This window comes from Clostridium sp. 1001275B_160808_H3 (assembly GCF_015550425.1).
Taxonomy (GTDB): Bacteria; Bacillota; Clostridia; order Clostridiales; family Clostridiaceae; genus Clostridium.
Genome location: NZ_JADNAT010000001.1, coordinates 310,973 through 335,945, shown reverse-complemented (window position 1 = coordinate 335,945; position 24,973 = coordinate 310,973). Strand labels below are relative to the sequence as shown.

Sequence of the window (24,973 nt, the reverse complement as noted above, 5' to 3'; positions counted from 1 at the left end):
ATTTAAAATAATAGTATTTATATAATTTTGAATTTAATATTTTAAATTGAATTTTATGATATATTTTCAAATTTTATATAGTAAAAATTCTAAATACTAGTGAAAAATATTAATAAAAATGGCATAATATACCTATAATAATAATTGATGAGAGGTATAAAAATGGCATTTATAATAATTGATTTAGAATTTAATAATCTAGAAGGAATACATAAGTATTATCCAAATATATTTGATGATTATCCTAATTTACAAAATATAGATTTAGATAATGAAATAATAGAAATAGGTGCAATAAAACTAGATAATTATATGAAGCCGCTTGAAGAATTTAAAGAATATATAAAACCATCTGTTATTCCTGTGCTAAACCCTAAAATATCAGAAATAACAAACATAAAAGAAGAGGATTTAGAAAATGGAGTATCATTCGAGGTAGGAATTGAGAATTTATCAAGAATTATAGATGATGGTGATATTATCTGCTCTTGGGCAAAGGATGATATTATTGAAATAATTAACAATGCAGTATATCATAAATATGATAATTTAGATTGGCTTAAAAACTATCTTGATTTACAAGAGTATTCAACAAAAATACTAGCTAAAAAGAAATCACTTAGCTTGAAAAATGCCTTAGAGGAATTAAAAATAAGAATAGATAACGATAAGTTGCATGATGCTTTAAATGATGCTATTTATACTTCTTTAGTATTTAAAAGAATATATAATTCAAGAGTGCTCAAAAATTATATAATTAAAGATATTTATAATATGCCTGCAGTAGATATAAAAAATTTATCAGAGTATAATTTAGATTTGGATAAGATAAACTGCAAATGTCCTAAGTGTAATGTGGATTTAGAAATTGAGCATGATTTTATACCTATAAAATGGAGATTTGTATCTCTTTGTAAATGTCCTAAGTGTAACAATAAGATTTTAAATGAGGTAATAGTAAAAAAGACTTTTAGTGGAGAGGAAGTTTATAAAGAAATTTCTACTATTGTAGATGAAATAGAATATATGAATTATAGTTATAAGATCAAAAAACTAGATGATAAATTAATAAAATATTAAATAATTATAATTTTAAAACTATTACATTGTAATTATGATAAAATGTATATGTGTCTTAGTTTTAAATTATAAGTATGGGAGATTGATAAAATATGAATATAGCATTTTTTTTAACACCTAAAAATGAGGTTATATATGAATATTTAGATGCAACCATGAGACAAGTTATAGAGAGAATGGAACATCATGGATATACAGCTATTCCATTAATAGATAAAGAAGGAAAATATGTAGGAACATTAACAGAGGGAGATTTGCTATGGAAGCTAAAAAATACTCCGGATTTAAATTTTAAAAATACTGAAAATGTTAGAATTATAGATATTCCAAGAAAAAGAAAGCATAAAAGCGTTTCAATAAATGCAGATGTAGAAAGTTTAATTTCACTTGCTACAAATCAAAATTTTGTACCAGTAGTAGACGATGAAGGAATATTTATTGGTATAATAAAAAGAAGTGATATAATTAATTATTGCTATAGCGAAATGAGAAAGAAGAAAATAGTATAATAAAAATATATAGGAGGATTGGTTATGATAATAGTTATTTCTCCTGCAAAAACTTTAGATTTTGAAGAAAAAGATAATAACTTACCAATGAGTGAGCCGAGATTTTTAGAAAAGTCGCAGGAAATTATGAATGAATTAACTAAATATGATAGTTATTCTTTAGAAAAACTTATGAAGATAAGTACTAAATTAGCAACAGTAAATAGGGATAGAATTGAAAAATGGACAACTAGACTAGATACTTCTAAACAAGCATTGTTAGCCTTTAGGGGGGATGCTTATAGAGGGATGGACGTTGGAAGTTTATCTCATTCTGAGCTTTTTTATGCAAATGATCATTTAAGGATTTTATCTGGTTTATATGGAGTATTAAGACCATTTGATGGGATTAATGAATATAGATTAGAAATGGGAATAAAGTTACCAGTTAATGATTTAAAAGATTTATATGAATTTTGGGATAAAACTTTAGAAGAAAGTATATTAGAAGAAATAAAGGGGCATAAAAATAAGACTATAATAAATCTAGCATCTCAAGAGTATTTTAAATCTATTGAAGGATTGGTTAATAGAGAAGAAGTAAATGTGATTACAATAACATTTAAGGAATTTAGAGGTGATAAGTATAAAATAATTTCTTTAAATGCTAAGAGGGCTAGAGGTATGATGAGTAGATACATCATTCAAAATGAAATAGAGGATATTGAGGATGTAAAAAGATTCAATTTAGATGGATATGAATTTAATGAAGAAATGTCTACGGAAAAAGAACTAGTTTTTACTAGAGAATAATGAAAGAGTAATATTTTTAGAAATACTTTAGTAGGATAAGATAAAATATGAAAATATAATAAAAAGATTTATATGTTGCATATTTTAATAGTATTAAGCTATTAGAATTAGCGCATTAAAATAAGCTAAGGGGCTCGCGTTTCGCGAGCCCCTTTTATATATTGAGAAAATAGTTCACTGTGCAAAAATTTCTCTTCGCTAAGAATTACTAATAAAATTTAAGCTTGTTCATAGGTTTCAACAACCAAATTAAATTCTTCTTCATCAGTTATTTCACCAAACTCATCAGATGAAATTCCAGGATAATAATAAAGAATAAATTTATCGTTAGAATCACTAAGGTTTTCTAATGCTATATACAATCTATCATATTCACAATTTTCTATAGTAGCAAGAACCTTATATCTACTAGCTTTACCTGTATTGTTATTAGTTAAATCCAAAATAAAGTTATTATTAAAGCGAACATTTAATTTAGATTTATCACAGGTTTTTATATATGAATTAGCTCTACAACCACTGCAACTTTGAAATTGACATTCTTTTATGCAGTTTAAACATGAACATTTAGAACAATTTTCAAATTGATTAAAGGCTGCTAAGTTATTTTGTTTATAGTCGGTTAGTTTTAAAACACTATTATCTTTTTTGAAAAAACTAAATTTTTTATTTTTATTAGAGTATTCTGCATCATTTAACATATCCATATATTCTTTTAAGATGGGAAGTTTAGAATAATACTTTCTCTTTTTTAAAATATTTTCATCAAGGAAAGGGCTAACTTCACTTATAGCATAAGTTATATCGGTATATACTTTACCAATAGTAGCCTTTTCTTCATTTATGAAATCAATAGTACTTGACATTTAATCACCTAATTTGCATTTTTGTATTTTTCAAGCTCTAAATCAAGATCAACAGTATCTAAAGCATCAAATTCACTATCAAAATTATCAACATCTCTAAGCTCACCTAGACCATTAGATAGTGATTCATGTTTTTGAATTTTTCTTTCTATGCTATCAATTTCAATTGAATTTGATTTTGTTTGCACATTAGCAAGAACTTCATTAACTTTTTGAGTAGCCTTTGCATTGCTATATCTTGCAGCAGCTTCATCTCTATAATTTCTTGTCTTTTCAATTTCTGATTCTAACGCAGCTAGATTCTTTTTAATAGTATCTGCTTGAGCTCTTGCAGTTTCATAGCTAGATTTTAAATTTGTATATTTCTTTTCAGATTCAATCTTTTTAGCTAAAGCTCTTTTAGCTAAATCTTCATTGTTTTTAGATAAAGCTAATTTAACCTTATCTTCAAAATCCTTAACTTCTAATTCAGCAGATTCCATTTTCTTTTTAATTTCATGTGCATTTCCTATGATTTGTGCAGAGTTTAATTTAGCTGAATTAAGTTGTTTTTCCATATCCCTAATTTTTTGATCTAATAATTCTATTGGATTTTCCATTTCATCTAAAGTTGAATTTACCTTTGATTTTAACATATTTGACATCCTTGTAAAAATTCCCATAATTTGTCCTCCTGAAATTAATATTTTCTATTTTTCAAATAAATTCGTATTACAATAACTATAATTATGAAGATAATAGCAAGTGTAAATATAGAACCAAAGGAGATGCCACCTCCCCCTCTGCTAAAACCAAAATTTCTCATAGCAGAAAGTCCATATGCCATTTTCCCGAAAGAAAAGCCTTTATCATAATTAGTTGTTGTATTCGTATTATCTTTATCTTGGGTGTTTTTGTTTTCACTTGTAGAATTACTTGAACTCTTCTTTTCATCATCTGAAGTTGTACTAAATGATCCAGATGAAAAGTTCTTAGAGGTTCCAGACTTACCTTTATCTACATTGCTAAAGGAACCGCTTTTATATCCACTAGATGAAGTCGATGTGGATTTTGAGTCTGAACTTGATGTACTTGATTTACTATTACTGCTACTAGTACTTGATTTAGAACTGTTGGAACTCTTTGAGCTATTACTAAAAGAGCTGCTTTTAAAACTACTACTTGATTTAGAAACATTTGATTTACCACCACTAGATTTAAAGCTACTAGAGCTAGATTTAGAACTAGATTTAAAGCCAGAACTAGATTTAAAGCTTCCGGAGCTTCTAGGTTTAGCAGAAACAGTTATTTCCCCATGCGTAATATTATCAAATACAGAGATTGCATCAATAAGAAAACTAGAAGTTAGGAAAACAAAAGTTAATAGTAACGTGAAAATTAGTTTTCTATTATTCTTTTTTATAAATTTCACCTCCAAGAAAAGATTGTATTTATATATTATAGTAAAAATAATAATTTCTCAAAACTCATTTAAAGGTAAATAGTAGCAAAAATTAAGGAAAGCATTAAAAATCTAAATACATCTCACTATATCGTAATGATACTACCATTTAATATTTAATAATAACCTTTTAAGAGTTAATAAATAACTTATGGAAATGATTTAAGATTTTTTTATAATATATTTAATTATAGCATATTTAAATAATTTATATAAGTTTGAGTATATATAATAAATATATTTGAGATTATGAAGATATTAATAAATTTAAAGTCTTGTAATCAATATCAGATTATTCTAAAATTAATTTATTATACAACATTTTTAAGGAGTGAAATACATGACAAATCAAAATTTAGAAGGAACAATGGGAGATTTATTAAAAGACTTCGATGTTAAAAGAATAAGAACAGGCGATATATTAGATGGTGAAATAATTGATGTAAATGATAAAGAAGTTATGGTAAATATCAATTATGCATTTGACGGAATGATTTTAAAGGAAGATTTAACGAATACTGAGAAAGATCCTAGGGAAGTTGTAAGTAAAGGAGATAAAATAAAAGTATATGTCTTATCACCTAACGATGGAGAAGGATATGTTAAGCTTTCAAGAACAAAGGCTTTAGAAATAACTGAGAGAGAGGAAATTGAAAAAGCTTTTAAAAATGAAGAAAATGTAACTGTTTATGTTAAGGAAGAAGTTAAGGGAGGTTTAGTTGCTTATTATGGAAATATAAGAGTGTTTATACCTGCATCATTAGCTTCAAGAGAAAGAATAGAATTAAACACATTAGTAGGAAAAGAATTAGAAGTTAGAATTATTGAGTTAGATTTTAAATCAAGAAAGATAGTTGCATCAAAAAGAGTTTTAGAAGATGCTATATATGAAAATAAGAAAAAAGAATTATGGAAATCAATTAAGTCAGGAGAAAAAAGAACTGGAATAGTTAAAAAGATAATTAAAGCAGGTGCAATAGTTGATATTGGAGGAATAACTGGTTTAATTCATTTAAATGACTTATCTTGGGGAAGAGTACACAGAGCTGAAGATGTGGTTAATATAGGAGATAAAGTTGAAGTATTTATTGGAGAAGTAGATACTAAAAATGAAAGAGTATCATTAATATTAAAAGATATAGATCAAGATCCATGGGAAACAAACGTATCAAACTTAAAAATTGGTGGTATTTTAGAAGGTAAGGTAGTTAAGTTCCTTAACTTTGGAGCATTTATAGAGTTATTCCCTGGAGTAGAAGGATTAGTTCATATAAATGAAATATCAGAAGAAAACATAGCTAAACCATCAGATGTGTTAAAACTAGGACAAAATGTAAAAGTTAAAGTTTTAGATGTTGATAAGACAAATAAGAGAATATCATTAACTATAAAAGATGCAGAAGAAAAGTCAAAGGAATATTTACAATATAACGATAATGATGAAGGTGTATCATTAGGAGACTTGTTTAAAGGATTATTTTAATATTTAAAAATAAATATAAATATAAATATAAATTTATTGTAAGGAACTTATTTTATTATAAGTTCCTTTAGTTATATAATAAAAGTTATATTAACTACAAGTAATTATTAATAATGAATATTACAATTTTGAATATAGGGTTTTAAGTAATCTGAAATTTAGTTTTAACTAAATTTTTTTTTTATAAATTAGGGGGATAAAAATATAAAGATTAAAAAGTAAATATAAGATTTAGTTCTTATATTTAAAAGTTACTTAAAAAGATTAAAATCAGCAAATATCTGGAATAAGCTCAGAAAGTTTACATGCAAGTAACTGATGGCTTTCCTTGCTGAGATGCATATAGTCATAAGGATACATAGTCATACCTTTGATAGAAGCTGAATCTAAAAAATGGCACTTATTTCTTTCTGCCACTTCTTTGTATAGATAAGCAAGTGTTTTTGATTTTTCTGCACAACCTTTTCCCATTTCACCCGAAACAGCGGTATTTTCATAACCAACTTCAATTGGAAGTGGTGCAATCAACAGAATATTAGGATTACTTCTCCATGCAGCAGTAGTTGAGATTGCCTTTTGAGTAAGACGTTCTAAGCCTCTTGCAATGTTTTGAGATGTAGCAGAGAAACGCTCCTTAGTATCATTTGTTCCAAGCATAATGATTAATAAATCAATAGGCTCATGTGTCATTAAGCATGGAGAAATATATGAAATTCCATCTAGACCTTCAAAAAGTGGATCACTAAAGACAGTTGTTCTTCCACTAAGGCCTTCTTCTTTTACAGAATAATTAGTTCCAAGATATTTAGATAAAAGACAAGTCCATCGTTCGTCTTCTGTAAACCGACCATTATTTGAAGAGTTATATCCATGAGTATTTGAATCACCAAAGCATAAAATAGTTTTTTTCATATTTACCATATTTTTATCCTCCTTTGATTTATATATTAATCATAATATGATGATATCATATATTATGGAAAAAACAAACAAATAATAAAAAAAATTTTTTTTATGTAAATATATTGAAAAAAATTTTCAGACATGATATATTCTTTTTAGAAAATGTTTACAAATAATTTTCGTTTATATAATTTTAAAATACAATTGTATATTTAGATAATTTAAATAAAAAATTAATAGAAGCTATTAAAAATAATTATATGACTCTAATATGGTTTAAAAGGAAATAAGAAACTGAGGGTAATGATAATCTATAAAAATTTAAATAAAGTTTATTATGGGAGGTATATTAAATGAAAAAGAAATTATTAGTTACTCTACTTGCCGGAGTGATGTCCGTTTCACTTGTAGCCTGTGGCAAAAAGTCTATTGATGACTCAAAAGGTAATGACGGTGGAAAAACACAGATAACTTGGTGGGCATTTCCAACATTTACTCAAGAAAATGCAAGTGATGCAGTAGGAACATGGGAACAAAAAATAATTGCTGCATTTGAAAAAGAAAATCCAGACATAACTGTAAAATTAGAGACTATAGACTTCACTTCAGGTGCTGAGAAGATTACTACAGCCATTGAAGCAGGTACAATGGCAGATGTTTTATTCGATGCTCCAGGGCGTATAATTAACTATGGGAAATCAGGAAAACTAGTAGAATTAAATGATATGTTTACAGATGAATTTGTAAAAGATGTAAATAATGATACGTTGTTACAAGCTTGTAAAGCAGGAGATACTGCTTATATGTATCCAATAAGTTCTGGTCCTTTCTACATGGCATTTAACAAAACAATGTTAAAAGATGCAGGAGTTCTTGATTTAGTAAAAGAAGGATGGACAACTGATGACTTTGTAAAGGTTTTGGAAGCCTTAAAAGCTAAGGGATATAATCCAGGATCATTATTCAGTAATGGACAAGGTGGAGACCAAGGTACACGTGCTTTCTTCACAAACTTATATAGCACTAGCATAACAAATGATTCACTTACAGAATATACCACAAATGATGCGAATTCTGTTAAATCAATGGAATTAATCAAGAGTCTAATAGAAAAAGGTTTATTAATGAATGGATCTCAATATGATGGTTCTGCTGATATTCAAAATTTTGCAAATGGACAAACTGCATTTACGCTTTTATGGTCATCAGCACAACCAGGCACACAGGCTAAATTATTAGAATCAAGTAAAGTTGATTACTTAGAAGTAACATTCCCATCAGAGGATGGAAAACCAGAATTAGAATACTTAGTAAATGGATTTTGCGTATTCAATAATGGTGATGAAGCTAAAATAGCTGCATCTAAAAAATTCATTCAATTTATTTGTGATAACAAAGAATGGGGTCCAAAGAACGTTGAAAGAACAGGTGCATTCCCAGTTCGTACATCTTTTGGTGAAATATATAGTGATGAAAGAATGAAAGAAATTGGTTCTTGGACAGAATATTATTCTACTTATTACAATACAATTGATGGATTTGCTAAAATGAGAACTTTATGGTTCCCGATGCTTCAATCAGTATCAAATGGAGAAGCAGAACCAAAAGCAGCTTTAGATGATTTTACTAAAAAAGCAAATGAAACAATAAAGAAATAAGTATAGTGAAATAATTTCTTCTTGTACATTATTTTAATGTGCAAGAAGATATTTTTCAAATATTACTTTTTAGATAAGTGATTGGAGGGAAAATATGAAAGTTTCAAGCAAATTAAAGATGAGAGAGACTGTTGTGTCATACTTTTTTCTTGCTCCTGTATTAATATTTTTTGTAATATTTGTTTTGACTCCTATGATCATGGGATTTGTTACAAGTTTCTTTAATTATACAATGACTGATTTTACATTTGTTGGAATAGATAATTACATAAATATGTTTAATGATAAAGTATTTGTTAAATCATTAATAAATACCCTAATAATTGTAATAGGATCAGTTCCAATTGTAGTTATCTTCTCTTTATTTGTAGCTTCACAAACATATGAAAAAAGTGCATTCACTCGTTCCTTTTTTCGTTGTGTATTTTTCTTACCTGTTGTTACAGGAAGTGTGGCTGTTACGGTTGTATGGAAATGGATTTATGATCCTTTGTCAGGTATATTAAATTATATTTTAAAAACAGGAAATATTATTGATCAGAATATTAGCTGGTTGGGTGATAAAAGGTATGCGTTAATTGCAATTGTAGTTATATTACTTACTACGTCAGTTGGACAGCCGATTATACTTTATATAGCATCATTAGGAAATATAGATAAGTCGTTAGTAGAGGCAGCTCGTGTAGATGGAGCCAATGAATTCCAAGTATTTTGGAAAATTAAATGGTCAAGCTTATTGCCGACAACACTTTATATAGTAGTTATAACAACAATAAACTCATTTCAATGCTTTGCCTTAATTCAGTTGTTGACATCAGGTGGACCAAATTATTCTACTAGTACAATCATGTACTATCTATATGAGAAAGCATTTAAACTTTCTGAGTATGGATACGCTAATACAATGGGAGTATTCTTAGCTGTATTAATTGGTCTTATAAGCTTTGCACAATTCAAAATTCTAGGTAATGATGTAGAATATTAGGAAGGGGAGAACATAATGAAGAAAAAAATCACACCTTTTGGGGTAATAACAATAATACTTTTGAGTATCTTAACTATTATTTTTGTATTTCCTTTCTATTGGATTATGACAGGTGCGTTTAAGGCTCAGCCTGATACGATTAAAATTCCACCACAATGGTGGCCAACAGCTCCAACATTGCAGAACTTTAAACAATTACTTATTCAAAATCCAGCAGGAAAATGGTTGTTTAATAGTATTTTCATTTCATTAGTTACAATGATTTTAGTGTGCATAACATCCTCACTTGCAGGATATGTTTTGGCTAAGAAGAGATTTTATGGTCAAAAACTTTTATTTTCTGCTTTTATTGCAGCAATGGCATTACCAAAGCAAGTTGTATTAGTTCCTTTAGTGAGGATTGTAAATTTTTTAGGGATTCATGATACATTAGCAGCTGTAATTCTTCCGTTGATTGGATGGCCTTTTGGAGTATTTTTAATGAAGCAATTTAGTGAAAATATTCCTGGCGAATTATTAGAGTCAGCAAAAATTGATGGTTGTGGTGAACTAAGAACATTTGTAAATATTGCATTTCCAATTATAAAACCTGGATTTGCTGCATTAGCAATATTTACATTTATTAATACATGGAATGATTACTTTATGCAGTTAGTAATGCTTTCATCAAGAGATAAACTTACAGTTTCACTTGGTGTAGCAACTATGCAAGCTGAAATGGCAACAAACTATGGATTGATAATGGCAGGTGCAGCTTTATCAGCAATTCCAATAGTTGCTGTATTTCTAATGTTCCAAAAATCATTTACACAAGGTATTACAATGGGAGCTATAAAAGGTTAATTTATATAAATGGAACTGTCGAGACGCAATGACCTTTAATTAGCAGGTATGTGAAAGATAGTTCCATTTTAAGTTTTTACCTGAGAGTAAAAGTAGCTGTAAATTAGTAGTTAAAATAAATGATAGGAGAAGAATATGTCAGGCAATAGAGAGTATTTGTTAAGCAAAATATTTAATCTAGATAATGGAATTATGCGCTTTTTTTCAAGAATATTTGATTTGGTGGTATTGAATCTTTTGTTCATTATATGCTGTATTCCTATTGTGACAATAGGAGCATCTTTTACTGCTATGTACTCAGTAACATTAAAAATGGTAATAAATGAAGAATCGCATATTATAAGAGGCTTCTTAAAATCATTTAAGCAAAATTTTAGGCAAGGAACAATAATTGGAATGATAGCAATTATAATAACACTTTTCATTATAATTGATTTAAGAATTATAGGAATAACTGGAAGTGATAGATTAAAGGTATTACAAGTGCTATGTTATATAGTAGCAATTTGGGGATACATTATATTTTTATATGCATTTCCGATTTTGTCTAGATTTGAAATTACAATAAAAGAAGTATTTAAAAATTCATTTGTAATTAGTATTGTTAATTTTAAATGGACTATACTGCTTATAATTCTTAATGTGCCTTTTATGTTGATGCTATTTTACTCTGGAATATCTATGTTCTTACTTTTTACAATATTAATTATATGTGGATTTTCTGTCTTAGCGCTGATTCAGTCATTTATTTTCTACAAAATATTCAAAAGACATGAAAATTATCATGGGCTTTAAGTAATGAATTTCAAATAATGTTATACAGAAAGGAATGTGTTATGAATAATAAAGTTAATAGTTTAAAAGGCAAATTAATAGTTTCATGTCAAGCATTGCCCAATGAACCACTTCATTCCTCATTTATCATGGGCAGAATGGCACTTGCAGCTAAAGAAGGCGGTGCAGCTGGAATTCGTGCAAATACAAAAGAGGATATCGCTGAGATACAGTCACAAGTGGATCTTCCCATCATTGGAATTATAAAAAGAGATTATGATGACTCTAAAGTTTATATTACGCCAACTATGAATGAGATTGATGAATTGATGGAAGTAAAACCGGAGATTATAGCACTTGACGCTACTTGTGAAATGAGACCAGAGAGAAAGACATTAGATGAATTCTTTAAAGAAGTAAAGAAGAAATATCCAGATCAACTTTTTATGGCAGATTGTTCTACTGTAGAGGAAGCTCTTCATGCAGATGAACTAGGATTTGATTTTATCGGTACAACAATGGTTGGTTATACAGAACAGAGTGTAAATCTTAAAATCGAAAATAATGATTTTGAGATTATTAGAGAGATTCTTTCAAAAGCAAAACATCCAGTAATAGCAGAAGGTAATATAAATACACCACAAAAAGTTAAACGTGTAATTGAATTAGGATGCTATAGTGTTGTAGTTGGTTCTATTATAACAAGACCTCAGCTTATTACAAAAGCATTTGTAGATGAGTTACGATATAATAAATAAATTAGCCTTGTGTGGCGAAAGGAGATTATTATGAGGGATTTAAATAAGTATAGAGGAGTAATTCCTGCATTTTATGCATGCTATGATGATAATGGAGAGATAAGTCCTGAAAGCGTGAGGAAGCTTACTGAATTTTACATAAAAAAAGGTGTTAAAGGCATTTATGTAAATGGATCTTCCGGAGAATGTATTTATTTAAGTGTAGAAGAGAGAAAGCTTATTCTTGAAAATGTAATGTTAGTTGGAAAAGGAAAACTTACGGTGATTGCTCATGTTGCATGTAATAATACAAAGGATAGTGTAGAACTTGCAAAACATGCAGAAAGTTTAGATGTAGATGCAATTGCAGCAATTCCTCCAATATATTTCAAACTTCCTGAGTATGCAATTGCAGATTATTGGAATGCTATGAGTAATGCTGCTCCAAATACAGATTTTATAATATATAATATTCCACAGCTCGCAGGAGTTGCTTTAACACAGGGGCTTTACTCAGAGATGCGTAAGAACCCTAGAGTAATTGGGGTAAAGAACTCCTCTATGCCAGTACAGGATATTCAAATGTTTTGTGCAGCTGGTGGAGATGATTATATTGTATTTAATGGTCCAGATGAACAATTCATTAGTGGACGTGCTATTGGTGCAGAGGGGGGCATTGGTGGTACTTATGGAGTTATGCCAGAATTATTTTTAAAATTAAATGATCTTGTAATTGAAAATAGAATAGAAGAAGCTAAAAAACTTCAATATGATATTAATGAAATTATATACAAAATGTGTTCATGTCATGGAAATATGTATGGAGTAATAAAGGAGATTCTTCGTATAAATGAAGATTTAGATATAGGAAGTGTAAGAGAACCATTAGTAGCATTGAGTAATGAAGATATTCCAATTGCAAAAGAAGCTGCTCTTATGATTAAAAGAGCTATTAAAAAATATTGTTAAGTAAAAAGTTCTTAGAAGAGGTGAAATTGTGAAGAACTATATAAGTATTGATATTGGAGGAACTGCAATAAAATATGGAGTTATTGCTGAGCATGGAACAATATTAATAAAAGATAATATGGATACAGAAGCACATAAAGGTGGACCTGAGATTCTAAATAAAGTTTTTAGAATAGTAGAAAAATATTTAGAAAAATATGAATTGGTAGGAATATGTATTTCGACAGCAGGGATGGTTGATATTGAAAAAGGAGAGATTTTTTATTCTTCTCCTCTAATACCTAGATATGCCGGAACTAAATTTAAAAAAGAATTAGAAGAAAGATTTCTAATTCCATGTGAAGTTGAGAATGATGTGAATTGTGCAGGATTAGCAGAGAGAATTTCCGGGGCAGCTATTGATAGTAAAATAACATTGTGTCTTACCATAGGAACTGGAATTGGTGGATGTATACTAATTGATGAAAAAGTATTTCATGGCTTTAGTAATAGTGCATGTGAAATAGGTTATATGCATATGTTTAGTAGTGATTTTCAGAGTTTAGGAGCAACTAGTATTCTGACAAAAAAAGTTGCCGAAAGAAAAAAGTCTTCAGAAGAAAAGTGGGATGGCTATAATATTTTTGAAGAAGCTAAAAAAGGTGATGAAATATGTATCACAGCAATCGATGAAATGGTGGAAGTTATTGCAATAGGCATAGCTAATATATGTTATGTCATTAATCCAGAAGTAGTTGTTCTAGGGGGAGGAATTATGGCTCAAGATATATATCTAAAACCGAAATTTGATAAGGCTATAAAAAAATATCTCTTGCCGAGCATTGCTGAAAAAACAAGGTTGGAATTTGCAAAGCATAAGAATGATGCAGGAATGTTAGGAGCATTCTATAATTTTAAAAATAGACATTAATAAAAAATTCAGCTTAAGCTGAATTTTTTATTAATTTATAAGTTTGATATATAATTATGTCTTAACTTAGTGAGCTGAATAAGCAAGCAAAATTATACTACACCTTTTCTATTTTAAGCATATTAGTTCCACCAGTAGTAGCACTTGGCATTCCTGCTGCAACTATTATATCATCACCTTTTTCAGCTATAGATAAATTAGTAGCAACTTTTTTAGCTTCACTTAATATTTCATCAGTAGTAGTAAATACATCACATTTAGTAGGGAAAATACCAAAATTAAGATTTAATCCTCTTCTAACTTCATCGTGGGGAGTTATAGCAATAATTGGGCACTTAGGTCTATATTTTGATATAAGCTTAGCTGTTGCGCCGCTATTTGTGGCAGCAACAACTGCTTTTGCATGCAAAAGGTTTGAACTTCTACAAGCAGAATAGCTAATTGCTTCAGAAAATGATGTTAATGAAGGTTCTTTTAATCTTTGATTTAAATAATTATAATCTAAATTATCTTCTGTTTCTATTGCTATTCTAGACATCGTTTCGGCAGCTTCTATAGGATAATTTCCATTTGCACTTTCACCACTTAACATGATTGCATCGGTTCCATCAAATATTGCATTACATATATCACAAGCTTCAGCTCTTGTAGGAAGAGAATTTCTAATCATTGAATCTAACATTTGGGTAGCTGTTATAACTATTTTACCAGCTTCATTACATTTTCTAATTATGTTCTTTTGAATAATAGGAACTTTTTCAATAGGAATTTCAACTCCCATATCGCCTCTAGCTACCATTATTCCATCGGCTGCTTCTATTATAGAATCTATGTTATCTACGCCTTCTTGATTTTCTATCTTTGCAATAATTTGTATATAATTACCACCATGAGTTTTTAAAACATTTCTTACATCTTCAATATCGGAAGCTTTTCTAATAAATGAAGCTGCAACAAAATCAACTTTATTCTCACAACCAAAGATTAAATCTTTCTTATCCTTTTCAGTTATTGAAGGTAAATTTATTTTTACATTTGGAACATTAACACCCTTGTGATTTTTAATAGTTCCAGCTACTGTTACTTTACACTTAATGTTATTTCCTGTTACATCTTCTATTTTAAATCTTAACAGACCATCATCAACTAAGATTTCTCCACCAACTTTAACATCCTTATATAAATCTACATAAGATATGGAGCACTTTTCGGTATCGCCAAGTATTTCTTCACCACAAATGAAAGTGAAATTTTGACCTTCTTTAAGATCAACTCCGTCATTTACAAAATTATGTGTTCTAATTTTAGGTCCTTTAATATCTAGAATGATAGCAGTAGGGGCATTTAAATCTTCTCTTAATTTTTTTATAAGATCAATTTTTTCTTTATGAGTTTCATGAGTACCATGAGAAAAATTTAATCTGGCAGCACTCATTCCTATTTTGATAAATTCTCTTAAAGTCTCTTCGTTATCACTAGCAGGTCCGATTGTAAAAATCATTTTTGTTTTTTGCATAAAGATCACCTCACATTTAAATTAGCACATACAATATAAAGAATATTTTGAATAATCATAATAAAAAAATATAATTTAAGTATTATATATACTATGATATACTTAAAACTATATAATAATTCTAACATAATTTACTATGAAGGGAGAAAAAAATATGAACATTTTACAAAATTTAGAACCAAAGAGCGTTTTTAAATACTTCGAGGAAATATCACAAATACCTAGAGGCTCAGGAAATGAAAAGGCTATAAGTGATTATTTAGTTAATGTAGCAAAAAAATTAAATTTAGAAGTAATACAAGATGAAGCATTAAATGTTATTATAAAAAAACCAGGAACAAAGGGATATGAAAACTCTGAAACTGTTATACTTCAAGGTCACATGGATATGGTTTGTGAAAAAAATAAAGGAACAGACCATGATTTTCAAAAAGATCCATTAAAGTTAAGAGTAGTTGATGATATGGTTTATGCAACTGACACTACTTTAGGAGCAGATAATGGTATTGCAGTTGCATATGCTTTAGCAATTCTTGAATCAACAGATATACCACATCCATCAATAGAAGTATTAATAACAACAGATGAAGAAACTGGTATGTCAGGAGCTATGGCAATTTCAAAAGAGCATATAAATGGAAAAATATTATTAAACTTAGATAATGAAGAAGAAGGTCATTTATTAGTAAGTTGTGCAGGTGGAATAAGAAGCAAACATACATTAAATGTAACTCTAGAAGATGCTGGTGATTATAATAACTTCTTACATATTGCAGTGAGGGGATTAAAAGGTGGCCATTCTGGAATGGAAATAAATAAGGAAAGAGGAAATTCTAACAAGATAATGGGTAGAATTTTAAAATCTTTATTAGCTGTAGATTATAAATTAGTTTCAGTAAATGGTGGATCTAAAAATAATGCTATACCAAGAGAAGCTGATGCAATAATAGGATTAAAATCAGAAGATGTAGCAAAGGCTAAGGAATTAATAAATAGCTGGAATAAAGTTTTATTAAATGAATTAAAGACTCAAGATCCTGGCGTTAATATCACTATCTTAGAAAATACAGAAAATGTAGAAAAAGTATTTACAAAAGAATCTACTGAAAAAGTTGTAAACTTATTATACTTAATACCTAATGGAATAAACACAAATAGTGTGGAAATAAAGGATTTAGTAGAAAGTTCAACTAATTTAGGAGTTGTAACTACTGAAGGTAATAAAGTAGAATTTGACAGTGCTATAAGAAGTTCAGTTGCATCATTAAAAGATGAAATAGTTTTAAGAAGTAAAACTATAGCAGAACTTATGGGAGCAGAATTTGAAACAACTGCAGGATATCCAGAATGGCAATACGATAGCGAATCAAAAGTAAGAGGAATTTGCCAAGATGTTTATAAGAGAATGTATGGTAAAGAAGCTAAGATCGTTGCTATTCACGCTGGAGTTGAATGTGGATTATTTAATGAAAAGCTAGGAAAGCTAGATATGATTAGCTTTGGACCAGACCTTTATGATGTTCATACACCACAAGAGCACATGAGTATAACATCAGTTAAAAATGTTTGGGATTACTTATTAGAAGTTTTAAAAGAATTAAAATAAACTTATTAATAATTAAATAAATATGTAAATATAAATAGCTAGACTATTATTTTATAGTCTAGCTATTTATATTTACTGAAAAGTTAAAATGGAAATAATGGAGAGGTTGAGGATGTTTTGTTATGCAAAATTAAAAAAAATAATTTACATAATGAATATTATTAAATCCACTTGAATATATATTTAATATAAAAAGAGGGGGATGATAAAATGAAGTACACAAAATATAATTACAAAAAGAAAAATGAGGGGGCTAAGTTTTTGACTTCCTTAGTTATGACAACACTTGCAGCTGTAGTTATAGGGCTAATAGGAGCATGGGTATTACTTAAGATTATTCCTGATATCAATAAAGGAAATGTAATAACACAAGAGCCGGTAGTGAATGTAAATAATAATGCCGAAAATAATACACAGCAGGTTCAAGAGCAAAAATTTGCATTTATACAATGTGGTTATTTTTCAAAAGAAGATAATGCTAAACAAGTGTTAGCCAAAATAGAAAACGAATTTAACTCTTTTATGATTAAAGACGAAACAGGAAAATTTAAAGTCCTAGCTGGTATAGCAAAAGAAGAGGATAGTTCTGAAATAACAGAAAAATTAAAAGAAAAGTCAATTGAAAATGCTAAAATAGGTGTATCATTAAATAAAAATGATGAAGTCCAAGGACAAATAGGAGCTATAACAGAAGGATATCTACAAATAATAAATACTGCAAGTGAAGATGAAGTAAAAGAAATAAATACTAGTGATTTTAAAAATTGGACCAAGGAATTAAATGAGGTTAATGAAGGTGATGGGGTAGATGTACTTAAAGAATATAAGGCGCATATAGAATCATTACCAGAAACTATTAATAAGGAAAATATAGTATCAGAATTAGGGTATATTTATTCTATTTTAGTGAACTGGCAGAAATAAAAAACAGCATATGGATAAAAATAACAAAACTATTACAAATAAATAAAAATTAAATAAAGAAAGACAAAGCCACTTGTTTGAAAACTTATATAATGATACACTATATAAGATATAAGATAGGGATAAATGGCTTTGTCTTTATATCTTTGCATTGCTAATTTAAATATTTTAAAACTTAAATGATTAAACCATACCGTTTTGTCAATACTATAAAATATGTGTAAAAATAGGATGTGATAGGTTTGAATTATGTATTAGCGTCTGGCTCAGAAAGACGACAGGAACTATTGCATAGAATAGTAGATGAATTTGACATAATAGTAAGTGACTTCGATGAACGTAAGATTTTATTTAACGGAAATGTAGATGAATATGTAATTGATTTAGCTAAGGGAAAGGCTCTTAGCGTTAAAGAGAGTCTAAAAGAAGAAGCTATAATAATTGCAGGAGACACAGTAGTAGTTTTAGATGATAAAATCTTAGGAAAACCAAATAATGAAGAAGATGCATATAGCATGTTAAAACAACTTAGTGGAAAAACTCATAGAGTTTATTCTGGATTAGTAGTGATAAACATGTACAATAATAAAGTTGAAAAAGAATCTCTTTATACTGAAGTTAAATTTTCTAATTTAACTGAAGAGGAGATAAAAAGTTACATAAAGACTGGAGAACCGCTTGATAAGGCAGGTGCTTATGGAATACAAGGGTATGGTGGAGTTTTTATAGAAGGTATTAATGGCTGTTATTATAATGTAGTAGGATTACCATTAAATCTTTTAAATAAAATGCTTAAGAAGGTTAAATAATAGGGATTTAGGGTATATTTATTAATAAAACTATTATTATTTTGAGGAGTATTTATATGAATAATAGTATAAAAGTGATAGATATACCAAAAGAAGAAAGACCTATAGAAAAATTGCTTATAAACGGACCTGAAATACTAAGTAATGCAGAACTTCTTGCTGTGATTTTGAGGACGGGGACAAGAGGCGAAAATGTAATTTCTTTAAGTACAAGAATACTTTCAGAGTTTGATGGACTTAATGGTTTATTGGACATAGGTATCAGTGAAATTACTAGTATAAAAGGAATAAAAAATATAAAAGCAAGTCAGATATTAGCTATAGGAGAGCTCTTTAGAAGGTTTAATTCATTAAATCTAATAAGAGAAGGTAAAAGTATATCTTCTCCAAGTGATATAGCAAAGCTTTTAATAAATGAGATGATGAGTTTAAAGCAAGAGATATTAAAGTTAATAATGTTAGATACAAAAAATAATATTATAGGTATCAAGGATGTTTTTAAGGGAAGCCTTAACACATCTATAGTGCATCCGAGAGAAATATTTAAAGAAGCTCTTAAGAAAAGCAGTTCAAGTATAATTATTTGTCATAATCATCCATCAGGGGATCCTACACCGAGCAAAGAGGATATAAATATTACATTAAGATTAAAGGAATGTAGTAGAATAATAGGGATAGATTTATTGGATCACTTAATAATTGGAAAAGATAAATTTGTAAGTTTAAAAGAAAAAGGAATAATTTAAGCGAAAGGGGAATTCATATGGGATTTTTCAGTAGTAATAAGGATATGGGAATAGATTTAGGAACAGCAAATACGCTTGTTTTTGTTAAAGGTAAAGGTATAGTTTTAAGCGAACCTTCAGTTGTGGCTATTAATAGTACAACAAGAAAACCTTTGGCTGTAGGTGCTGAAGCTAAACTTATGATAGGAAGAACACCTGGAAATATAGTAGCTATTAGACCATTAAAAGATGGTGTTATAGCTGATTTTGATGTAGCACAAACAATGTTAAAAAAATTAATAGAAAAAGTAACTAGCAAGAGTGCATTTACTAGTCCAAGAATTATAGTTTGTTATCCTTCAGGGGTAACAGAAGTTGAAAGAAGAGCTATAGAAGAAGCAGCTAAGTTTGCAGGGGCAAGAGATGTTGTATTAATGGAAGAACCTATGGCAGCAGCTATTGGAGCAGGACTTCCAGTTGGAGAGCCAACAGGAAGCATGATAGTTGATATCGGAGGCGGTACAACAGAAGTTGCTATAATCTCATTAGGTGGAATAGTAACAAGTAAGTCATTAAGAGTTGCTGGTGATGAATTAGACCAAGCAATAATGGCATACATTAAAAAAGAATTTAACTTAATGATAGGGGAAAGAACAGCAGAGCAAGTTAAGATGGAACTTGGTTCAGCATATAAGATTGATGATGAAGAAATGAGTATGGAAATTAAAGGTAGAGATATGATTACTGGATTACCAAAAACAGTAACAGTTACAGATACTCAAATTAGAGAAGCATTAAAAGAACCTGTATATGCTATCATAGAATCAATAAAGACAACTTTAGAAAAGACACCACCTGAATTAGCAGCAGACATAATGGAAAAAGGAATAATGTTAGCTGGTGGAGGAGCTCTACTAAGAGGTTTAGATCAATTAATTAACCACGAAACAAATATGCCTGTTCACATAGCAGAAACACCGCTTGATTGTGTTGTTTTAGGAGCAGGTAAGGCATTAGATAACTTTGATGAATTAAGTAAGAGTCAAAGAGGTCAATAATGAAGCTTCTAAAAAATAAACTGGCAGTTACTATAATAGTGCTGTCAGTTGCCTTTTTAGGCATAATTATTTATACAATGAATAATGAACAAAAAGGTATTGTTTCTAGTGGTGTAGGTAGTGCTGTTAATCCTCTTCAAAAAGTAGTTTATTCAATAAATGATAAGATAAAAGGAACATTAGATTTCTTCTTAAATTTCTCAAAAATAAAAGAAGAAAATGAAGAATTAACTAAAGAAAATATAGATTTAGAAAATAAATTATTAGAATACGATAAGTTAAAAGAAGAAAATGATAGACTTAGAGAAGTCTTAAATTTTAAAAATTCAAAGAACAGCTATGATTACTTAGGTTGTGAAATAATCGGGTATAGCGGAGAAAGCTTTTCAAATGGATATGTTATTGATAAAGGTGAAAATGATGGCTTGAAAAAAGACATGATTGTGATTTCAAACAAGGGACTTGTGGGACAGGTAACTAGTACTGGGTCAAATTGGGCTATAGTTCAAAGCTTGCTAAATGAAAATATAGCAGTTTCAGTAATGGTAAATAGTACAAGGGAAACAACTGGAATCTTAAAGGGATATGTAAGTAATAGCAAGCAAGGATTAACAAAAGTTACTAATTTGCCTATAGATTCATCAATAAAAGAAGGTGATGTAATAGTTACATCAGGACTTGGACAAATATATCCTAAGGAAATCAGAATTGGAGAAGTTTTATCTATAGAAACAGATGAAGTTAAAGTAATGAAAACAGCTATAGTTAAGCCTTTTGTTGATTTTAATAAGCTAGAAGAACTTTTTGTAGTTATACCTAAGGAAACAAGAGAAGTAAAATATGATAATTAGAGGTTAATATATGAAAAAGTGGGTTTTAATTTTAATTTCATTAGTACTTTTAATACTAGATAATTCTCTTATGCCTTTTTTTGCTATAAAAGGTGCTTATCCAAGTTTGCTTTTTGTTTTTGCAATTGCGTATTCTATAATAAATGGAAAATCAGAAGCTGTGTTTATTGGGGTTATGACTGGATTAATGCAGGATGTATTTTTCTATAATGGATTTGGTATCAATGCATTAATAAATATGCTTATATGTTTAATAGCTGCAATTATAGGTGAAAACATTTATAGAGAAAAGAAACTTATACCAGTAATATCGGTTATATTTTTATATATATTAAAGGTATTAGCAGTGTTTACAATATTTAAGTTCATGGGAAAATCTATAGATATACAAATAGGAATGTTTACTGCTTTATATAGTTCAGTAGTAATGTTTTTAGGGTATAATTTTGTTTTAAGGCTTTATGATATTGAATATAAGAAAAAGTCATGGAGGTTTAAATGATAGTAAATAAACCGAAAAAGAAGAAGAAGATTTCAAGATATACTGTTTTAAATATTATAATGCTAGCGCTTTTCACTGTAATAATGTCAAAGCTCATATATATTCAGATTTATAAACATGAGGATTATAAGGAAAAGGCAGATATAAGTTCGACAAGATTTATATCAGAAAAAGCACCTAGAGGAAAGATATATGATAGTGAAGGAAATGTTTTAGCAACAAATATTCAAACATATACATTAACATATACTAAGCCAAGTGATGAAAAAGAGAATTTCTATGAGACTATGGATAAAGTATTTAAAATATTATCTGAAAATGGAGAAAAATTTCAAGATGATTTAATGCTTAAGATAGATAGTAGTGGAAAATTCTATTTTGATTTTAAGACTGATGATGCAGAGACTAAAAAAATAGTAGAAGTTAGATTTAAAAGAGATAGAGGCTTAAATGAAGCTATAGAAAAAGAGCTTTTTGAAGGTAAGGAGTCAGATTATACAGATGAAGAAATTGCTAAAGTAGATAGTGAACTTTTAAAGCTATCTGCAGAGGAAACTTTTTATGAATTAGTTAAGATTTATGATATGCAAGAGCTTATAAATCCATCTCCTATCCAAGAAGATGGGGAAAGTGATAAAGAATATGAGGCAAGAGTAAATGCATATGAAGATAAGATGGAAGCTTATGATGATATGTCAGGTAAGGAAATATTAGATGAGCTTTTAGCCACATATTCAATTAATGATATAAGAAATTATATAGTAATAAAAGATGCTGTAAAAATGCAAAGTTTTAAGGGGTATAGAGCAGTTACAATTGCTTCTAATATAAAGCAAGATACTGCATTTATAATATATCAAAAATTAAATGACTTAGCAGGTATAGATGTAAGTATAGAACCTATTAGATACTATCCTTACAATAACTTAGCATCAGGAGCTTTAGGATATTTATCATCTATAGATGCTTCTAAAGAAACAAATTATGAATTACGAGGATATGATGTGTCTTCTGATTTAATTGGTGTAGCAGGAATAGAATCAGCATTTGAGGATCAGTTAAAGGGAACTAAAGGCGGAACAACTGTTAAAGTTAACTCTAAAGGAAGAGTGACAGAAGAACTATTTAAATTAGATTCTTATCCAGGGAATAATGTTCACTTAACAATAAATAAGGATGTTCAATATGCAGCTGAACAAGCGATGAAAGATACCATGGAACGTATAAAAGGTATTGCGCCAAATGCAACTAGAGGTGCTGTTGTAGCAATAGAAGTTAATACTGGAAGAGTAATTGCTATGGTTAGTTATCCAGGATATGATCCTAATATTTTTTCAATACCAGGAAGGCTAACAGAAGATTTATCAAAGCAGTACTTTGATCCAGATATAGATAGTTTTGCTAAAGAGTATATGAAAAGAACTGGTGCCACAGGAAATATAGATGAGCTATTCCCGGTAGATGAAGATACAGGAAAAAGAAGGGATGGAATAGATGCATACCCAAAAAACTTTTTCAATTATGCAACTCAAGGTTCATTACCACCAGGATCAGTATTTAAACCACTTACAGCTGTGGCTGGATTGATGGAAGGTGTAGTTACTCAATATGAATCTATGAATGATACTAGTGGTACATGGAGCAATGAAGATTTACCTGAAGTACGTGAAAATTTTGAAAGGGTAGCAAATGGAGCAACTGATTTAAGAAAGGCTTTACAAGTATCATCTAACTATTATTTTTATGAACTTGGATATAGATTGTATAAGCAAAATGGTGGCGATATTAATGCTTTAGATACCCTAGCAAAATATGCATGGAAATTTGGGCTTGGAGTAGATCCAAAGTCACCACAAGCAGCTAATCCAGCAACAGGAATTCAAATACAAGAGAATTTTGGGCAAGTATACAACTTTTATTCTTGGAAAAATCAAGTACTTAGTACTCCAATGTTTGAAATAGTTGGTGCACTAAAGGCTGGAAATTATTATTCATTTTCATTTATACCATTTGATATAGAGGATAATGAAAATGATTCTGATGAATTAAAAGAAGCAAAAACTGCTCTTAAGACTCAAATGAAGGATGCACTATCTAAAGTTGGTACGGATGAAGAAATAAGAGATAATACAAAATTTGCCGAAAGCATATTACCATATATTAAAAAGATAATGGATATATCGCCACAGTATAAGAGTGCTGTTGAAGAAGCATCAAAGAGAAGAACTGTAGATATTGATGAAGAAGCAGGCGTTATTTCAGATGCAATTGCATTCTACACTATAAATAATAAGCCAGCAGAGATGAAAACTGCAGGCCAAATAGTATCAAGTGCTATTGGGCAAGGGATTAATAACTTTACGCCAGTTCAACTTGCAAACTATGTTGCAACTTTAGCAAGTGGTGGAACAAGATATAAGGTTACTATTGTAGATAAGATAACATCACCAACAGGAGAAGTTATAAAAGAATATAAACCTGAGGTTGTTGATAAGTTAGAAATACCAGGAGATTATTTACAAGCTATAAAAGAAGGAATGTATAGAGTTAATACTAGTCCAAGTAATGGGACTGCATATACAAGTTTTGCTAATTTCCCTATTAAGGTTGGAGGAAAAACAGGTACAGCCGACTTTAGTACAGATGAACAATATACTATTCAAGGTAGATTAGCATATGGTAACTATATAAGTATGGCACCTTTAGATAATCCGCAAATAGCTATTTTCTCTACTATTTATGATGGTAAAAAAGGTAGTGAAGGTGCAACAATTCATAAAGCTATATACGAAGCTTTCTTTAAGGATGAATTATTGAAACTTGATCCTTCATATGCTTCTAAATCAGAATCATTTAGAAAATATGTTGTAGAATCACCTCTTAAAGATAATAAAGATGATAGTATAAAGCTAGATAACAGCTCAACAAATACTAATACAAATAGTAATAGTAATACTAGTACAAATAATCAATAACCAATAAAAACCATGTTTTTACATGGTTTTTTTTATTTTATTATAAATTATGTAAAT

General features: G+C 29.1%; 24 protein-coding genes. 20 read left to right on the top strand and 4 right to left on the bottom strand.

What is annotated here, in order from left to right:
* Positions 1-162 precede the first annotated feature (162 nt).
* From I2A75_RS01615 to yaaA, 3 genes are all read left to right on the top strand, one after another.
* Positions 163-1,080, top strand: a complete 918-nt coding sequence (locus I2A75_RS01615) for a 3'-5' exonuclease (RefSeq protein WP_195262719.1) — start codon at positions 163-165, stop codon at positions 1,078-1,080.
* A gap of 92 nt (positions 1,081-1,172) precedes the next feature.
* Positions 1,173-1,589: a CBS domain-containing protein gene (locus tag I2A75_RS01610; protein ID WP_008676675.1), complete on the top strand. Its 417-nt coding sequence runs from the start codon at positions 1,173-1,175 to the stop codon at positions 1,587-1,589.
* Between the two features lie 24 nt (positions 1,590-1,613).
* Positions 1,614-2,381, top strand: coding sequence for a peroxide stress protein YaaA (yaaA, locus tag I2A75_RS01605; RefSeq protein WP_195262718.1), 768 nt, complete (start codon positions 1,614-1,616; stop codon positions 2,379-2,381).
* 218 nt (positions 2,382-2,599) lie between these two features.
* Here yaaA and I2A75_RS01600 read toward each other — a convergent pair whose 3' ends face one another.
* A complete protein-coding gene (locus tag I2A75_RS01600; protein ID WP_195262717.1) occupies positions 2,600-3,247 on the bottom strand; it encodes a DUF1292 domain-containing protein in 648 nt (215 codons plus the stop codon).
* An 8-nt stretch (positions 3,248-3,255) separates the two neighbouring features.
* The gene (locus I2A75_RS01595) at positions 3,256-3,909 is read right to left on the bottom strand and encodes a PspA/IM30 family protein (RefSeq protein ID WP_195262716.1); all 654 of its coding nucleotides are present in this window, start codon (positions 3,907-3,909) and stop codon (positions 3,256-3,258) included.
* A 225-nt stretch (positions 3,910-4,134) separates the two neighbouring features.
* Between I2A75_RS01595 and I2A75_RS01590 the strand changes: the two genes are divergently transcribed.
* Complete coding sequence (locus I2A75_RS01590; RefSeq protein ID WP_207733738.1) at positions 4,135-4,731, top strand: hypothetical protein; 597 nt, start codon at positions 4,135-4,137, stop codon at positions 4,729-4,731.
* Between the two features lie 297 nt (positions 4,732-5,028).
* Positions 5,029-6,171, top strand: a complete 1,143-nt coding sequence (gene rpsA, locus I2A75_RS01585) for a 30S ribosomal protein S1 (RefSeq protein WP_195262714.1) — start codon at positions 5,029-5,031, stop codon at positions 6,169-6,171.
* 270 nt (positions 6,172-6,441) lie between these two features.
* On the opposite strand, the gene I2A75_RS01580 is transcribed toward rpsA, so the two are convergent.
* Positions 6,442-7,092 carry a GDSL-type esterase/lipase family protein gene (locus I2A75_RS01580; RefSeq protein WP_347707742.1) on the bottom strand — a complete coding sequence of 217 codons (651 nt, stop codon included), beginning with the start codon at positions 7,090-7,092 and terminating at the stop codon, positions 6,442-6,444.
* Between the two features lie 335 nt (positions 7,093-7,427).
* On the opposite strand from I2A75_RS01580, the gene I2A75_RS01575 reads away from it, so the two are divergent.
* From I2A75_RS01575 to I2A75_RS01545, 7 genes are all read left to right on the top strand, one after another.
* The gene (locus tag I2A75_RS01575; RefSeq protein WP_195262713.1) at positions 7,428-8,732 is read left to right on the top strand and encodes an ABC transporter substrate-binding protein; all 1,305 of its coding nucleotides are present in this window, start codon (positions 7,428-7,430) and stop codon (positions 8,730-8,732) included.
* Positions 8,733-8,826: 94 nt separating this feature from the next.
* Positions 8,827-9,717: a sugar ABC transporter permease gene (locus I2A75_RS01570; protein WP_195262712.1), complete on the top strand. Its 891-nt coding sequence runs from the start codon at positions 8,827-8,829 to the stop codon at positions 9,715-9,717.
* Between the two features lie 15 nt (positions 9,718-9,732).
* A complete protein-coding gene (locus I2A75_RS01565) occupies positions 9,733-10,560 on the top strand; it encodes a carbohydrate ABC transporter permease (protein WP_195262711.1) in 828 nt (275 codons plus the stop codon).
* 135 nt (positions 10,561-10,695) lie between these two features.
* Positions 10,696-11,355: a DUF624 domain-containing protein gene (locus I2A75_RS01560; RefSeq protein WP_195262710.1), complete on the top strand. Its 660-nt coding sequence runs from the start codon at positions 10,696-10,698 to the stop codon at positions 11,353-11,355.
* Between the two features lie 41 nt (positions 11,356-11,396).
* Positions 11,397-12,092, top strand: coding sequence for an N-acetylmannosamine-6-phosphate 2-epimerase (locus I2A75_RS01555; protein WP_195262792.1), 696 nt, complete (start codon positions 11,397-11,399; stop codon positions 12,090-12,092).
* A 30-nt stretch (positions 12,093-12,122) separates the two neighbouring features.
* A complete protein-coding gene (locus I2A75_RS01550) occupies positions 12,123-13,040 on the top strand; it encodes a dihydrodipicolinate synthase family protein (RefSeq protein WP_195262709.1) in 918 nt (305 codons plus the stop codon).
* Positions 13,041-13,068: 28 nt separating this feature from the next.
* Positions 13,069-13,950 (top strand): ROK family protein, encoded by an 882-nt coding sequence (locus tag I2A75_RS01545; protein WP_195262708.1) that lies wholly within the window; start codon positions 13,069-13,071, stop codon positions 13,948-13,950.
* A 97-nt stretch (positions 13,951-14,047) separates the two neighbouring features.
* Here the strand turns inward: I2A75_RS01545 and pyk are convergent, their stop codons facing one another.
* Entirely contained in the window at positions 14,048-15,466 is a 1,419-nt protein-coding gene (pyk, locus tag I2A75_RS01540; protein ID WP_195262707.1) for a pyruvate kinase, read from the bottom strand.
* A 154-nt stretch (positions 15,467-15,620) separates the two neighbouring features.
* On the opposite strand from pyk, the gene I2A75_RS01535 reads away from it, so the two are divergent.
* The 8 genes from I2A75_RS01535 to I2A75_RS01500 all read left to right on the top strand — a co-directional run bounded on the left by I2A75_RS01535 (position 15,621) and on the right by I2A75_RS01500 (position 24,916).
* Entirely contained in the window at positions 15,621-17,072 is a 1,452-nt protein-coding gene (locus tag I2A75_RS01535) for an aminoacyl-histidine dipeptidase (protein WP_195262706.1), read from the top strand.
* 210 nt (positions 17,073-17,282) lie between these two features.
* Positions 17,283-17,996 carry an SPOR domain-containing protein gene (locus tag I2A75_RS01530; RefSeq protein ID WP_195262705.1) on the top strand — a complete coding sequence of 238 codons (714 nt, stop codon included), beginning with the start codon at positions 17,283-17,285 and terminating at the stop codon, positions 17,994-17,996.
* 242 nt (positions 17,997-18,238) lie between these two features.
* The gene (locus tag I2A75_RS01525; RefSeq protein ID WP_195262704.1) at positions 18,239-18,805 is read left to right on the top strand and encodes a Maf-like protein; all 567 of its coding nucleotides are present in this window, start codon (positions 18,239-18,241) and stop codon (positions 18,803-18,805) included.
* A 56-nt stretch (positions 18,806-18,861) separates the two neighbouring features.
* On the top strand, positions 18,862-19,551 hold the full coding sequence (gene radC, locus I2A75_RS01520) for a DNA repair protein RadC (protein WP_195262703.1): 690 nt from the start codon (positions 18,862-18,864) through the stop codon (positions 19,549-19,551).
* Positions 19,552-19,568: 17 nt separating this feature from the next.
* Entirely contained in the window at positions 19,569-20,588 is a 1,020-nt protein-coding gene (locus I2A75_RS01515) for a rod shape-determining protein (protein ID WP_195262702.1), read from the top strand.
* On the top strand, positions 20,588-21,439 hold the full coding sequence (gene mreC, locus I2A75_RS01510; protein ID WP_195262701.1) for a rod shape-determining protein MreC: 852 nt from the start codon (positions 20,588-20,590) through the stop codon (positions 21,437-21,439). Before I2A75_RS01515 ends, mreC begins: the two co-directional genes overlap by 1 nt.
* A gap of 10 nt (positions 21,440-21,449) precedes the next feature.
* The gene (gene mreD, locus I2A75_RS01505) at positions 21,450-21,941 is read left to right on the top strand and encodes a rod shape-determining protein MreD (RefSeq protein ID WP_195262700.1); all 492 of its coding nucleotides are present in this window, start codon (positions 21,450-21,452) and stop codon (positions 21,939-21,941) included.
* Positions 21,938-24,916 (top strand): penicillin-binding transpeptidase domain-containing protein, encoded by a 2,979-nt coding sequence (locus tag I2A75_RS01500; RefSeq protein ID WP_195262699.1) that lies wholly within the window; start codon positions 21,938-21,940, stop codon positions 24,914-24,916. Before mreD ends, I2A75_RS01500 begins: the two co-directional genes overlap by 4 nt.
* Positions 24,917-24,973: the final 57 nt, after the last annotated feature.